Source organism: Klebsiella sp. 10 (assembly GCF_018223925.1).
GTDB lineage: Bacteria > Pseudomonadota > Gammaproteobacteria > Enterobacterales > Enterobacteriaceae > Klebsiella > Klebsiella pneumoniae.
In genome coordinates, this window is record NZ_JAGRRB010000012.1 from 30,346 (window position 1) to 43,505 (window position 13,160).

15 protein-coding genes are annotated in these 13,160 nt (G+C 55.6%); 9 read left to right on the forward strand and 6 right to left on the reverse strand.

The window, feature by feature from the left end:
* Positions 1-4: 4 nt before the first annotated feature.
* Complete coding sequence (aaeB, locus tag KHQ26_RS13580; RefSeq protein ID WP_002918632.1) at positions 5-1,972, forward strand: p-hydroxybenzoic acid efflux pump subunit AaeB; 1,968 nt, start codon at positions 5-7, stop codon at positions 1,970-1,972.
* Between the two features lie 79 nt (positions 1,973-2,051).
* Entirely contained in the window at positions 2,052-2,327 is a 276-nt protein-coding gene (locus KHQ26_RS13585; protein ID WP_002918629.1) for a barstar family protein, read from the forward strand.
* A 50-nt stretch (positions 2,328-2,377) separates the two neighbouring features.
* On the opposite strand, the gene yhcN-B is transcribed toward KHQ26_RS13585, so the two are convergent.
* The 3 genes from yhcN-B to argR all read right to left on the reverse strand — a co-directional run bounded on the left by yhcN-B (position 2,378) and on the right by argR (position 3,852).
* Positions 2,378-2,644 carry a DUF1471 family stress response protein YhcN-B gene (yhcN-B, locus tag KHQ26_RS13590; protein WP_002918627.1) on the reverse strand — a complete coding sequence of 89 codons (267 nt, stop codon included), beginning with the start codon at positions 2,642-2,644 and terminating at the stop codon, positions 2,378-2,380.
* Between the two features lie 98 nt (positions 2,645-2,742).
* On the reverse strand, positions 2,743-3,006 hold the full coding sequence (gene yhcN, locus KHQ26_RS13595; protein ID WP_002918626.1) for a peroxide/acid stress response protein YhcN: 264 nt from the start codon (positions 3,004-3,006) through the stop codon (positions 2,743-2,745).
* A gap of 375 nt (positions 3,007-3,381) precedes the next feature.
* On the reverse strand, positions 3,382-3,852 hold the full coding sequence (gene argR / locus KHQ26_RS13600; protein ID WP_002918625.1) for a transcriptional regulator ArgR: 471 nt from the start codon (positions 3,850-3,852) through the stop codon (positions 3,382-3,384).
* Between the two features lie 414 nt (positions 3,853-4,266).
* On the opposite strand from argR, the gene mdh reads away from it, so the two are divergent.
* On the forward strand, positions 4,267-5,205 hold the full coding sequence (gene mdh, locus KHQ26_RS13605; protein ID WP_020804357.1) for a malate dehydrogenase: 939 nt from the start codon (positions 4,267-4,269) through the stop codon (positions 5,203-5,205).
* Between the two features lie 136 nt (positions 5,206-5,341).
* Here mdh and degS read toward each other — a convergent pair whose 3' ends face one another.
* The 3 genes from degS to zapG all read right to left on the reverse strand — a co-directional run bounded on the left by degS (position 5,342) and on the right by zapG (position 8,427).
* A complete protein-coding gene (degS, locus tag KHQ26_RS13610; protein WP_002918568.1) occupies positions 5,342-6,400 on the reverse strand; it encodes an outer membrane-stress sensor serine endopeptidase DegS in 1,059 nt (352 codons plus the stop codon).
* A gap of 87 nt (positions 6,401-6,487) precedes the next feature.
* Entirely contained in the window at positions 6,488-7,855 is a 1,368-nt protein-coding gene (gene degQ / locus KHQ26_RS13615; RefSeq protein WP_004174125.1) for a serine endoprotease DegQ, read from the reverse strand.
* 173 nt (positions 7,856-8,028) lie between these two features.
* On the reverse strand, positions 8,029-8,427 hold the full coding sequence (gene zapG / locus KHQ26_RS13620) for a Z-ring associated protein ZapG (RefSeq protein ID WP_002918565.1): 399 nt from the start codon (positions 8,425-8,427) through the stop codon (positions 8,029-8,031).
* Positions 8,428-8,617: 190 nt separating this feature from the next.
* Here zapG and zapE point away from each other — a divergent pair, with 190 nt between their 5' ends.
* From zapE to KHQ26_RS13650, 6 genes are all read left to right on the forward strand, one after another.
* Positions 8,618-9,745, forward strand: coding sequence for a cell division protein ZapE (gene zapE / locus KHQ26_RS13625; protein WP_004174128.1), 1,128 nt, complete (start codon positions 8,618-8,620; stop codon positions 9,743-9,745).
* A gap of 265 nt (positions 9,746-10,010) precedes the next feature.
* On the forward strand, positions 10,011-10,439 hold the full coding sequence (gene rplM, locus KHQ26_RS13630; protein WP_002918559.1) for a 50S ribosomal protein L13: 429 nt from the start codon (positions 10,011-10,013) through the stop codon (positions 10,437-10,439).
* 15 nt (positions 10,440-10,454) lie between these two features.
* A complete protein-coding gene (gene rpsI, locus KHQ26_RS13635; protein WP_000829818.1) occupies positions 10,455-10,847 on the forward strand; it encodes a 30S ribosomal protein S9 in 393 nt (130 codons plus the stop codon).
* A 311-nt stretch (positions 10,848-11,158) separates the two neighbouring features.
* Positions 11,159-11,797 carry a stringent starvation protein SspA gene (gene sspA, locus KHQ26_RS13640; protein ID WP_002918467.1) on the forward strand — a complete coding sequence of 213 codons (639 nt, stop codon included), beginning with the start codon at positions 11,159-11,161 and terminating at the stop codon, positions 11,795-11,797.
* A 3-nt stretch (positions 11,798-11,800) separates the two neighbouring features.
* Positions 11,801-12,295, forward strand: coding sequence for a ClpXP protease specificity-enhancing factor (gene sspB / locus KHQ26_RS13645; protein ID WP_002918465.1), 495 nt, complete (start codon positions 11,801-11,803; stop codon positions 12,293-12,295).
* 124 nt (positions 12,296-12,419) lie between these two features.
* Entirely contained in the window at positions 12,420-13,124 is a 705-nt protein-coding gene (locus tag KHQ26_RS13650) for an N-acetylmannosamine-6-phosphate 2-epimerase (RefSeq protein ID WP_004174129.1), read from the forward strand.
* The last annotated feature ends 36 nt before the right edge of the window (positions 13,125-13,160 follow it).

A 13,160-nucleotide genomic window follows, 5' to 3' on the forward strand; every position in this document is an offset into this window, starting at 1 on the left:
CGCTATGGGGACATATACCATTGCTCCCCGGCATCTCCGCTTTGCCATTAAGCTTGCATGCGCGGTGGTGCTGGCGCTGTTTGTCGGTTTCCATTTTCAGCTCGAAACGCCGCGCTGGGCGGTACTGACGGCAGCGATCGTCGCCGCCGGGCCGGCCTTTGCTGCTGGCGGCGAACCGTACTCCGGCGCGATCCGCTATCGCGGTATGTTGCGTATTGCCGGGACCTTTATTGGCTGTATTGCGGCGCTGGTTATCATCATCCTGATGATCCGTGCGCCTCTGTTGATGATGCTGGTCTGCTGTCTGTGGGCCGGGTTTTGTACCTGGGTTTCGTCGCTGGTCAAGGTCGAAAACTCCTATGCCTGGGGGCTGGCCGGGTACACCGCGCTGATTATCATTATTACCATCCATACCAATCCGATGCTGGCGCCGCAGTTTGCTGTCGAACGCTGCAGCGAAATTGTCATCGGTATTGTCAGCGCCATCGTCGCCGATCTCCTGTTTTCGCCGCGTTCGATTAAAAAAGAGATCGACCTCGAGCTCGATAATCTGCTGATTGCACAGTATAAGCTGATGCAGTTATGCGTCGCGCACGGTGAAAAAGAGGAAGTGGATCAAGCCTGGGGAGCGCTGGTACGCCGCACTACGGCGCTGGAAGGTATGCGTAGCAACCTGATTATGGAATCCTCACGCTGGGCAAAGGCGAATCAGCGCCTGAAGGCGATCAACACCCTTTCGCTAACCCTTATCACCCAGGCTTGCGAAACCTATCTGATTCAGAACTCACGCCCGGAAATGGTCACGGACGACTATCGCGAGCTGTTCGCCGAGCCGGTTGAGACGGTGCAGGATGTTCACCAGCAGCTGAAGCGCATGCGCCGCTTCCTGACCTGGAAAGGCGAGCATAATACCCCGGTCACGATTTATAGCTGGGTGGGCGCCGCCACGCGTTACCTGCTGCTTAAGCGCGGCGTGGTGGGGAATACTAAAATCAGCCGTATCGAGGATGGCGTGTTGCGCGGCGAAACGGTGGTTAAAGTGGAGTCCGCCGAACGTCATCACGCGATGGTGAACTTCTGGCGCACCTCTGTCTCCTGTATTCTCGGAACGCTATTCTGGCTGTGGACGGGCTGGACCTCAGGCAGCGGCGCGATGGTAATGATCGCCGTGGTTACCGCGCTGGCGATGCGCCTGCCAAACCCGCGTATGGTGGCGATAGACTTCCTCTATGGCACCCTGGCGGCGTTACCGTTGGGCACCTTGTACTTCCTGGTGATCATGCCGGCGACGCAGCAGAGCATGCTGTTGCTTTGCATCAGCCTGGCGGCGATGGCGTTCTTTATCGGGATCGAAGTGCAGAAAAGGCGTCTCGGATCGCTGGGGGCGCTGGCGAGCACCATCAACATTCTGGTGCTGGATAACCCGATGCAGTTCCAGTTCAGCCAGTTCCTCGATAGCGCGCTGGGGCAGATCGTCGGCTGTTTCCTCGCTCTGATGGTTATTCTCATTGTCAGGGATAACTCCCGGGCCAGAACCGGTCGGGTGCTGCTGAACCAGTTTGTCTCCGCGGCGGTCTCTTCGCTGACCACCAACTCGGCGCGTCGCAAAGAGAATCATCTGCCCGCGCTCTATCAGCAGCTGTTTTTATTACTCAATAAATTCCCAGGTGACGTCGCCCGTTTCCGTCTGGCCTTGACGTTAATCATCGCCCATCAGCGCTTGCGCGATGCGCCCGTGCCGGTGAACGACGATCTCTCCGCCTTCCATCGTCAGCTGCGACGTACCGCGGACCATGTGATCTCCGCCGGCAGCGATGATAAGCGTCGGCGCTATTTTACCCAGCTGCTGGCGGAGCTTGATGTCTATCAGGAGAAGCTGCGGGTCTGGGAGGCCTCGCCGCAGGTTACCGAGCCGGTACGGCGACTGGTTGAGATGCTGCATAAGTACCAGCATGTGCTGACCAGCAGCTAACCCATAAACCGACGCCCAGGCGTCGGTTTTTTTATCGCTATACTTAACGGCGACAGAAAGAGAAGCGGGAGGGGCTGTCATGACCACCTATACGTTTGATTTTGACGAAATCGCCGAACAACAGGATTTCTACCGGGAGTTTTCCCGAACCTTCGAGCTGGCTCAGGATAAGGTCAACAACCTGGATTCGCTATGGGACGCAGTGACCGGTGGCCTGCTACCGCTGCCGCTGGATATTGAGTTCATCCATTTAAATGACAAGCAGCGCCGGCGCTTTGGCGCATTGATTTTATTGTTTGATGAAGCAGAGGAAGAGCTGGAGGGGGAGTTGCGTTTTAATGCCCGACAAGCATAAAAAAGCCCCCGGCAGGCGGGGGCAAGTCGTCGAAATAAGACGACGAGGGTTTATTTGTACAGCTCAGCGGTGGCGTGCCAGCTATCGCCGGTACGTGCTTCAATAATACGGTAGCTGCTGGCGCCTTCTTTCTCGGCTTTAGCCGCCAGTTCCTGACGCATGTCCATTGGCGCACTACCTACCTGGGATACGGAGATGGTGCCCATGGATTGCAGATTTTGGGCTTGCTCTGCGTTCACTTGCTGGACAGCCGCGCTGGCACCGAAAGAGAGAAGGGAAGCCAGGCCAAGGGATGCGATGATCATTGCGCGTTTCATAATCTTTACTCCAGTCTTTGTTTTGCCGCGGCGGGGCGATGTATGTCGCCGGGCCGCGGTAGAGAATTTTTGTCAGGTTAATCGTTGACGTCTAAAACTTATTTATACAGCTCAGCAGTGGCATGCCAGTGGTCGCCAGTGCGGGCTTCAATAATGCGGTAAGAAGAAGCCCCTTCTTCCTGCGCTTTTTTGTTCAGCATTTCATGCATATCCATCGGGGAAGATGCTACCGCGCCGACGGAAACCGTGCCGATGGCCTCGCGGCCCTGGGCCTGCTCGCTGTTGATAATATCAGCGGCGAAAGCGCCAAACGACACGACGGACAGGATGCTGATAGCAGCTACAGTGGTTTTGATTTTCATGATGTTCACCTCGTCGAATCTTTTTGTTGGGGGTCTTTGTTTCGTGACCCTCATCACAAAACCAAGTATACACTAATCACCAAAAATATTAATACCATGCTAATTGTTTTGTGCGTTAATAGTTACAATGGATTGCGCTTTTTATAACGGATAAGAATTAAAAATGACACGTTAGCGACAGTGATAAGATTTATTTCTAATAAATTCATAAAGGTATACGAATTTGATCTTTTGTGCGTTTTACGATTTTCGCGTTAGTAAAAGAACGTATAGACGGCGTAAATGACACTAAGTGTTAAATAGTTGTTGTGCCAGAAGGCGGGAGAGGCAAAAGAAAGGGGAGTCGCCCTCTGACGGTAGCCAGAGGGGAATTACTCAGAGTTCCTGCTCAAACAGGACCAGAATGGCGTCGTGCAGATCTTTCACCGTAAAACCGCGCGCAGGCGTGGTAAAGATGGTGTCATCCCCGGCGATACTGCCAAGAATGCCTTCCGCTTTGCCCAGCGAGTCGAGAAGACGGGCGATCAGCTGTGCGGCGCCGGGGCTGGTATGAATCACCACTACGGCATCGTTATAGTCGATATCCAGCACCAAATTCTTCAGCGGGCTGGAGGTGGTCGGTACCCCAAGCTCGGCAGGCAAGCAATAGACCATTTCCATTTTGGCGTTACGGGTACGCACCGCGCCAAATTTGGTGAGCATGCGGGAAACCTTCGATTGGTTGATATTCTCGAAGCCCTCTTCCTGCAGCGCCTGGACGATCTCTCCCTGCGAGCTGAATTTCTCTTCTTTAAGCAGCGCTTTAAACGCTTTAACCAGTTCTTCTTGTTTTGCCGAACTTCGCATAAGTCACCCAGATTATGGTGGTAAAATCAACATCATTATGCATAACCATGAATTTTTATGCAAATAATCCGCGAAAGGATAGGTCAATAATGTTATGAAGGGGGCATATTTTAGCAAAAAAACCGTATAAGGAACATGTTCTCATCACAACGCTTAAAGCCATGTAAAAGTAAATGAAATGTTATTGAGTTGGTGTTGTTTTGCGCAACTGGCTGGGTGTATTGTAACCAATAGTCGATCCGGTACTTCGCTTTGCTGGATGGTCAGTCAGGAAGCATAAAGTGCGCCGCTGTTCTATTGCTACGCACAATAATGCATTCTTCAGCCATAATCATTGTAATTGTTCATCTTGTGAATTAAGGTCCAGGCGACGGAATAACGAAAGACTAAATTAACCATAATAAGGAGTTTAGGATGAAAGTTGCAGTCCTTGGCGCTGCCGGTGGTATCGGCCAGGCGCTTGCCCTACTACTTAAGACCCAACTGCCTTCAGGTTCAGAGCTCTCGTTGTACGACATCGCTCCGGTTACGCCGGGCGTGGCGGTAGATCTAAGTCATATCCCCACAGATGTAAAAATTAAAGGATTTTCCGGTGAAGACGCTACTCCGGCGCTGGAAGGCGCGGATGTAGTGCTGATCTCCGCGGGCGTGGCGCGTAAGCCCGGCATGGATCGTTCCGACCTGTTTAATGTGAATGCGGGTATCGTGAAGAACCTCGTGCAGCAGATTGCCAAAACCTGCCCGCAGGCCTGCATCGGCATTATCACCAACCCGGTGAATACCACCGTGGCTATCGCCGCCGAAGTACTGAAAAAAGCCGGCGTGTACGATAAAAACAAACTGTTCGGCGTTACCACGCTGGACATCATCCGTTCCAATACCTTTGTGGCGGAGCTGAAAGGTAAATCGGCAACCGAGGTGGAAGTCCCGGTCATTGGTGGTCACTCCGGGGTCACCATTCTGCCTTTACTGTCGCAGATCCCCGGCGTCAGCTTTAGCGATCAGGAAATTGCCGACCTGACTAAACGTATTCAGAACGCCGGTACTGAAGTCGTGGAAGCGAAAGCGGGCGGCGGGTCGGCGACCTTGTCGATGGGCCAGGCGGCTGCCCGTTTTGGTCTCTCTCTGGTTCGCGCCATGCAGGGGGAAAAAGGCGTGGTGGAGTGCGCCTACGTGGAAGGCGACGGCCACTATGCGCGTTTCTTCTCCCAGCCGCTGCTGCTGGGGAAAAACGGCGTGGAAGAGCGACAGTCTATCGGCAAACTCAGCGCCTTTGAACAGCAGGCGCTGGGGGGCATGCTGGACACCCTGAAGAAAGATATCGCGCTCGGCGAAGACTTCGTCAACAAGTAATCTCGCCCTAACAGAAGAGCCGGAACCGCTGTTCCGGCTTTTTATTGTCTAGCATTCATGGAAACCGGGTTTCTGGTCAGATTCCCGGCCGGTCCGGTATTTAGCGATTAACGTGGCTCCCCAAACGGGGAGCCGTTTAGTTGGTGGCCGGGTATTCCTGGACGGCGATATGGAGCGTGATTTTCTTATCATCACGCATGATGACCACCGGAATTTCCGATCCCGGGCGGATCTCGGCCACCTGATCCATCGTCTCCAGCGCCGAGACGGCGGGTTTGTCATTCACGGAGATGATTACGTCGTTGGCGCGGATCCCGGCTTGAGCCGCTGGACCGTCCGGGGCCACATCGTTAACGACGATCCCCTGAATCTGATCGATCCCTCCGCCCTGCGCATGCAGCGGGGCGATCTCCCGGCCGCTAATGCCGATATAGCCGCGGATCACCCGGCCATCGCGGATCAATTTATCCATAATTTTGGTCGCTAACTGGAACGGGATCGCAAAGCCAATGCCTTCCGGCGTTTCGCCGTCATTGCTCTTGTCAAAGGAGAGGGTGTTAATCCCCATCAGCTCGCCGAGGGAGTTCACCAGCGCCCCGCCGGAGTTACCGTGGTTGATCGAGGCGTCAGTCTGCAGGAAGTTCTGGCGGCCGGTCGGATTGAGGCCAATGCGCCCTGTGGCGCTGATAATCCCCTGGGTGATGGTCTGCCCCAGGTTATAAGGGTTGCCAATCGCCAGCACCACGTCGCCGATGTGCGGCGTGCGTTTCGGATTGATCGGGATCACCGGCAGCCCGCCGGTAGCATTGATCTTGAGCACGGCGAGATCGGTGAGGGAATCGGATCCTACCAGCAGCGCTTCGAAGACGCGGCCGTCCTGCAGGGCGACGATAATCTGATCGGCATCGTTGATAACATGCTTGTTGGTCAGGATATAGCCGCGCTGATCCATGATCACTCCGGAACCCAGCGTCAGCTGATTATGGCTGGTGCTGTTCAGGGCGCGGTTATAGACGTTCACCACGGCGGGCGCCGCGCGGCGCACCGCGGCGTTATAGCTCGCCGGGGAGTCGTCTGCCGTATCGTTCTGGGTAGTCGGCGCCAACTGCCACTGGCGCAGCGAGGGCATCAGGGCCAGCAGCAGACCCCCGACAAGCAAACCGATGAGTACTGAACGTAATAACTTTCCAGGCATGATGCAGATATCGTTAATGAATGGTCAGGCGCAGCATAGCATGAGTTGTCCGGACATCGCACATGGCGGCGATGCCCGGAGAGACAATCAGCGCAGCAGCAGATAGATGCTTTCGTTGCCGCGGATCACGTTCAGGGCGATGACCGGCGGTTTGCCTTCGAGCGCTTTGCGCAGTTCGGCAATTGAGTGAATACGCTGCCGGTTAAGGCCAATGATAATGTCATCCTTATGCAGACCGACCTGGGCGGCGGCGCTGCCTTTATCCACATTATCGATCACCACTCCTTTGGTGCCATCTTTCATCTGGCCGTCGCTGAACGAGGCCCCCTGCAGCGCCGGGATAATCAGTTCCGCGCTGGCGGTTGAGGAGGTGCTCTTATCCAGGGTCACTTCGACATCGACCGGCTTTCCGTCGCGCAGCAGGCCCAGTTTGACCTTGGTACCCGGTTCGGTGGTGGCGATCCGCGAACGCAGTTCGGCGAAACTGTTCAGCGGTTTGCCGTTCAGACTCACGATGACGTCCCCGGATTTAATCCCCGCTTTGGCGGAGCCGGAGTTTGGCAGGACTTCACTGACGAAGGCGCCGCGCTGAACGTTGAGATTCATCGCTTTGGCGATGTCGGCGCTCATTTCCATGCCTTTAATGCCCAACAGGCCGCGCTTGATTTCGCCAAACTGAATAAGCTGGTCGGCGAGGGTTTTCGCCATATTGCTTGGAATGGCAAAGCCGATGCCGATGCTGCCGCCGCCCGGCGCGAGGATCGCGGTGTTGATCCCGATAAGCTCGCCGTTGAGGTTCAGCAGCGCGCCGCCGGAATTGCCGCGGTTAATCGAGGCGTCGGTCTGAATGAAATTCTCCAGCCCTTCAAGGTTCAAGCCGCTGCGGCCAAGGGCAGAGATAATGCCGGATGTGGCGGTCTGGCCAAGGCCGAACGGGTTGCCGACGGCGACGGCGAAGTCGCCGACGCGAAGTTTATCAGAGTCAGCAATGGCGATTTGCGTCAGGTGGTCTGGCTTAATCAGCTGCAGCAGAGCGATATCGCTCTGTTCATCGCTCCCGACCAGTTTGGCATCGAACTCACGGCCATCGTTCAGCTGGACGCTGATCTTCTGCGCCTGATTGATGACGTGGTTATTGGTCAGCACATAGCCTTTCGCCGCGTCGATGATAACGCCGGAGCCGAGCCCTTCAAACGGCTGCGCCTGCTCCTGCGGGGCGTTATCGCCAAAATATTTTTTCAGCTCTTCCGGCATATTGAGCGTCGGCGAGGCGGTGCCTTCCACCTGTACGCTAACCACCGCCGGCAGAACCTTTTCCAGCATCGGCGCCAGGCTTGGTAACGCGCCCTGGCCGGGCACCTGAGTCGGTAAGGATGCCGCTGCCGGAGGCAGGACCGACAACGATAACCCAATGCTTAACGCTAACGCACTCAACAGCAAAGTCTGTTTCTTCATTAGATGCTGGCTCTCGTAACCTGAGGTGTATGGAAAAATGTCCTGAATAACCTGATGTTATTGAATTTTTGCACAGGTAACAACGTGGGGACTGGTTTAAATTGTAGCCGGGAAGTGGGGGAAGGAGCGGGCGCGACGGGCGCGCCCGGAGAATATTTTAATCGCAGCGAGGCTTAATCGCGTTTTGCGCCTCCGCGCAGTAAACCGGATGCGCCCTCGGAGTAGTCGCGCGGCATCTGGACCGGCGCCTGATCGTTGCTGGCTTCAGACTCTTCCAGACGGTTGCGGAACGGGTTGGCGTCTGCCATCGAGTCCGGCAGCAGGTTGTTAGAGCTTTTCGCCATATGCTGATATAGCTGACGATAGTCGTGCGCCATGTTATCCAGCAGTTCGGCGCTACGCGCAAAGTGGCTCACCAGCTCTTCACGGTACTCTTCAAGCTCGGCTTTATTCTTTTCCAGTTCGTACTGCAGCGCCTGCTGTTGGCGCAGTTTGCGGTTGCCGAAACGCATGGCGACGGCACCAATGATGATACCGACGACTAACCCAATTAGCGCGTATTCCCAGGTCATGAACATCTCCCGTTGTATTGTGGTTCCGTAGGGTGGCTCTTAGGCTCTCCGCCTGCGCCCGATAGTGCCACTATAACCGCTAATTCCACAGAAGTGGAATCCTGGCGTATCATCGCGTAGTGTAGAACGGCCTTTTTTTCGTCAATCGTGAGCTTCGGCATTACGGTTTTCAAGGAATAACAATTAGATCATGCAAAGCCTGTCTCCAACATCGCGTTACCTTTTAGCCCTGAAAGAGGGCAGCCATCAACCCGACGACGTCCAGCAAGAAGCGGTGAGCCGCCTTGATACCATTTACCAGGAACTGCAGACGCAGCCCGCGCCGGTCGCGTCAGGCGGCGGTTTGCGCGCGAAATTCGGCAAACTGCTGGGTAAGCGCGAGCCGGCTGCCGGGACGGCACCTGTCCGCGGCCTGTATATGTGGGGCGGCGTGGGGCGAGGCAAAACCTGGCTGATGGACCTGTTTTACCAGAGCCTGCCGGGCGAGCGTAAACAGCGCCTGCATTTCCATCGTTTCATGCTGCGCGTACACGAAGAGCTGACCACCCTGCAGGGACATAGCGACCCGCTGGAGATCGTCGCCGACCGCTTTAAAGCGGAAACCGACGTGCTCTGTTTCGACGAGTTTTTTGTCTCCGATATTACCGACGCCATGCTGTTGGGCGGGCTGATGAAAGCCCTGTTCGCCCGCGGCATCACTCTGGTGGCGACCTCCAATATTCCGCCGGATGAACTCTATCGCAATGGCCTGCAGCGGGCCCGTTTTCTACCGGCGATCGACGCCATCAAGCAGCATTGCGATATTATGAACGTCGATGCCGGCATCGATTATCGGCTGCGTACCCTGACGCAGGCGCACCTGTGGCTGTCGCCGCTGAATAACGACACCCGCGAACAGATGGATAAATTGTGGCTCGCGCTGGCGGGCGCGCCGCGCGCTGCCGGGCCGACGCTGGAGATTAACCATCGCGAGCTGCCTACCCTCGGCGTAGAAAACCAGACGCTGGCGGCGTCATTCGCCACGCTATGCGTGGATGCGCGCAGCCAGCATGACTATATCGCGCTCTCCCGACTGTTCCATACGGTGATGCTGTTCGACGTGCCGGTGATGACCGCGCAGCTGGAGAGCGAGGCCCGCCGCTTTATCGCTCTGGTGGATGAGTTCTACGAGCGCCATGTAAAGCTGGTGGTCAGCGCGGCAGTGCCGCTGTACGACATTTACCAGGGCGAGCGGCTGAAGTTTGAGTTCCAGCGCTGTCTCTCGCGTCTGCAGGAGATGCAGAGCGAAGAGTACCTCAAATGTCCGCATATGCCCTGACAGGGGACTTTTTCAGGCGGATTCAGGGCCGCAAGGCCGCCCCGGGCGCGGCCTGAAAAATCTCATAAAGGGGTCGATCTTTGACCCCGACTTCTCTATAATCTTGCGACCCCACGTTACGAGAAGGTTTTTTTCCCGAAACTTTCTATGCGCCGGCATAGGCTATTCGAAGGGGTAGGTTTGCTGGACAATGTCGTGTGAACCTCAACTGACTAAACGTTTGGGTGTTCACCAACGTGTAACTTATTATTTGGGTAAGCTTTTAATGAAAACTTTTACAGCTAAACCAGAAACCGTAAAACGCGACTGGTATGTTGTTGACGCGACCGGTAAAACTCTGGGCCGTCTGGCTACTGAACTGGCTCGTCGCCTGCGCGGTAAGCACAAAGCGGAATACACTCCGCACGTTGATACCGGTGATTACATCATCGTTCTGAACGCAGAAAAAGTTGCTGTTACCGGCAACAAGCGCGAAGACAAAATGTACTACCACCACACCGGCCACATCGGTGGTATCAAAGAAGCGACCTTTGAAGAGATGATTGCCCGCCGTCCTGAGCGTGTGATTGAAATCGCGGTTAAAGGCATGCTGCCAAAAGGCCCGCTGGGTCGTGCTATGTACCGTAAACTGAAAGTTTACGCGGGTAACGAGCACAACCACGCGGCACAGCAACCGCAAGTTCTTGACATCTAATCGGGATTATAGGCAATGGCTGAAAATCAATACTACGGCACTGGTCGCCGCAAAAGTTCCGCAGCTCGCGTTTTCATCAAACCGGGCAACGGTAAAATCGTTATCAACCAGCGTTCTCTGGAACAGTACTTCGGTCGTGAAACTGCCCGCATGGTAGTTCGTCAGCCGCTGGAACTGGTCGACATGGTTGAGAAACTGGATCTGTACATCACTGTTAAAGGTGGTGGTATCTCTGGTCAGGCTGGTGCGATCCGTCACGGTATCACCCGCGCTCTGATGGAGTACGACGAGTCCCTGCGTTCCGAACTGCGTAAAGCTGGCTTCGTTACTCGTGACGCTCGTCAGGTTGAACGTAAGAAAGTCGGTCTGCGTAAAGCACGTCGTCGTCCGCAGTTCTCCAAGCGTTAATTGTTTTCTGCTCACGCAGAACAATTTGCGAAAAAACCCGCTTCGGCGGGTTTTTTTATGGATAAAACGGCTGTTATCCACAAGCATAGCGCCGGTTCTCGCCACTTTTTCAGCATTTCCAGAATCCCCTCACCACAACGTCTTCAAAATCTGGTAAACTATCATCCAATTTTCTGCCCAAATGCTGGTGATTGTTCATTTTTTGTTTTATTCGTGAACGAAGGTGACATCGCGCTAATGGGGTTTTTACATCTGGCTGGTCATGAGTGGCCGGCAGCAGTACAAAATTCTGAATATACCTGGAGGTTTTCATGGCTGTCGCTGCCAACAAACGTTCGGTAATGACGCTGTTTTCTGGTCCTACTGACATCTATAGCCATCAGGTCCGCATTGTGCTGGCCGAGAAGGGTGTCAGTTTTGAGATAGAGCACGTGGAGAAGGATAACCCGCCTCAGGATCTGATTGACCTCAACCCGAATCAAAGCGTACCGACGCTGGTGGATCGTGAGCTCACTCTGTGGGAATCCCGCATCATTATGGAGTATCTGGATGAGCGTTTCCCGCACCCGCCGTTAATGCCGGTTTATCCGGTGGCGCGTGGTGAAAGCCGCCTGTATATGCAACGTATCGAGAAGGACTGGTATTCGCTGATGAACACCATCCAGAGCGGTACCGCAGCGCAAGCTGATGCTGCGCGTAAGCAGCTGCGTGAAGAATTGCTGGCCATCGCGCCGGTCTTCACCCAGAAACCTTACTTCCTGAGCGATGAGTTCAGCCTGGTGGACTGCTACCTGGCGCCGCTGCTGTGGCGTCTGCCGGTTCTTGGTGTGGAGCTGGTTGGCGCTGGCGCGAAAGAGCTCAAAGGCTATATGACTCGCGTATTTGAGCGTGATTCCTTCCTCGCTTCTTTAACTGAAGCCGAGCGTGAAATGCGCCTCGGTCGGGGCTAAATAATGGATGTATCACAGCTGACGCCGCGTCGCCCGTATCTGTTACGGGCGTTTTATGACTGGCTGCTGGATAACCAGCTGACGCCGCACCTGGTGGTGGATGTGACGCTGCCGGGCGTGCTCGTGCCGATGGAGTACGCGCGCGATGGGCAAATCGTTCTCAATATTGCCCCGCGAGCGGTAGGCAATCTCGAGCTGGCGAACGACGAAGTGCGCTTCAACGCGCGCTTTGGCGGCGTACCACGCAACGTGTCTGTCCCGCTGGCTGCGGTACTCGCCATCTACGCCCGTGAGAACGGCGCTGGTACGATGTTCGAACCGGAAGCGGCCTATGACGAAGACGTCAGCAGCCTCAACGATGATGACGTCGCGCCGGAGAGTGAAAGCGAAACGGTGATGTCGGTGATCGATGGCGATAAGCCGGATAATCACGACGACGATCCTGACGACACGCCGCCGCCGCGCGGTGGTCGCCCGGCGCTGCGCGTGGTGAAGTAAATCCCTTCTCTGACAGGCCCTGCGGGGCCTGTTTTTTTGTCTGTCCGCTTTGTTAACTCTGCCACAAACGAGGCGTCCCATGGCTGGTATCGTCATCGCCACAGGTAGTTTTTAGGGAGCAGACATGTCTTTACTCGCACAACTGGACCAGCGTATCCGTCATCATGGCGGATTAATTGTCTCCTGCCAGCCGGTGCCGGGCAGTCCGCTGGATAATCCCGCTATCGTCGCGGCAATGGCGCTGGCGGCTGAGCAGGCGGGAGCGGTAGCGCTGCGCATCGAAGGCCAGGCCAACCTGCAGGCCGTTCGTCCGTTAGTGACGGTGCCCGTTATTGGGTTGATCAAACGCGATTTGCCCGATAGCCCGGTGCGTATTACGCCGTGGCTGGAAGATATCGACGCGCTGGCGCAGGGCGGAGCGGATATTATTGCTATTGACGGCACCCAGCGTCAGCGTCCGGCGTCAGTGTCGGCGCTATTAGCAGAAATTCATCGGCTGGGAAAAGTGGCGATGGCCGATTGCTCATCTCTCGACGATGCTCTCGAGTGCTGGCAGTTGGGGGCTGAGATTGTCGGCACGACTCTCTCCGGCTATACCGCAGAAGAGACGCCGGATGAGCCGGATCTGGCGCTGGTGCAATGCCTGAGCGTGGCGGGCTGCAGAGTGATTGCCGAAGGGCGCTATAACACGCCTGCCCAGGCGGCGGAGGCGATGCGCTGCGGCGCGTGGGCGGTGACCGTCGGCTCGGCGATTACCCGCCTGGAGCATATCTGCGGCTGGTATAATACGGCGCTGAAAGCGGCGGTTTACCCGGCGAATGAGCAATAAAAAAGCCCGATGACGTTAACCATCGGGCTTTTATGC

Excerpts from the sequence above, each read along its gene's own strand:
- aaeB (WP_002918632.1), top strand. The coding sequence starts at position 5 with ATGGGGACATATACCATTGCTCCCCGGCATCTCCGCTTTGCCATTAAG.
- KHQ26_RS13585 (WP_002918629.1), top strand. The coding sequence starts at position 2,052 with ATGACCACCTATACGTTTGATTTTGACGAAATCGCCGAACAACAGGAT.
- yhcN-B (WP_002918627.1), bottom strand. The coding sequence starts at position 2,644 with ATGAAACGCGCAATGATCATCGCATCCCTTGGCCTGGCTTCCCTTCTC.
- yhcN (WP_002918626.1), bottom strand. The coding sequence starts at position 3,006 with ATGAAAATCAAAACCACTGTAGCTGCTATCAGCATCCTGTCCGTCGTG.
- argR (WP_002918625.1), bottom strand. The coding sequence starts at position 3,852 with ATGCGAAGTTCGGCAAAACAAGAAGAACTGGTTAAAGCGTTTAAAGCG.
- mdh (WP_020804357.1), top strand. The coding sequence starts at position 4,267 with ATGAAAGTTGCAGTCCTTGGCGCTGCCGGTGGTATCGGCCAGGCGCTT.
- degS (WP_002918568.1), bottom strand. The coding sequence starts at position 6,400 with ATGCCTGGAAAGTTATTACGTTCAGTACTCATCGGTTTGCTTGTCGGG.
- degQ (WP_004174125.1), bottom strand. The coding sequence starts at position 7,855 with ATGAAGAAACAGACTTTGCTGTTGAGTGCGTTAGCGTTAAGCATTGGG.
- zapG (WP_002918565.1), bottom strand. The coding sequence starts at position 8,427 with ATGACCTGGGAATACGCGCTAATTGGGTTAGTCGTCGGTATCATCATT.
- zapE (WP_004174128.1), top strand. The coding sequence starts at position 8,618 with ATGCAAAGCCTGTCTCCAACATCGCGTTACCTTTTAGCCCTGAAAGAG.
- rplM (WP_002918559.1), top strand. The coding sequence starts at position 10,011 with ATGAAAACTTTTACAGCTAAACCAGAAACCGTAAAACGCGACTGGTAT.
- rpsI (WP_000829818.1), top strand. The coding sequence starts at position 10,455 with ATGGCTGAAAATCAATACTACGGCACTGGTCGCCGCAAAAGTTCCGCA.
- sspA (WP_002918467.1), top strand. The coding sequence starts at position 11,159 with ATGGCTGTCGCTGCCAACAAACGTTCGGTAATGACGCTGTTTTCTGGT.
- sspB (WP_002918465.1), top strand. The coding sequence starts at position 11,801 with ATGGATGTATCACAGCTGACGCCGCGTCGCCCGTATCTGTTACGGGCG.
- KHQ26_RS13650 (WP_004174129.1), top strand. The coding sequence starts at position 12,420 with ATGTCTTTACTCGCACAACTGGACCAGCGTATCCGTCATCATGGCGGA.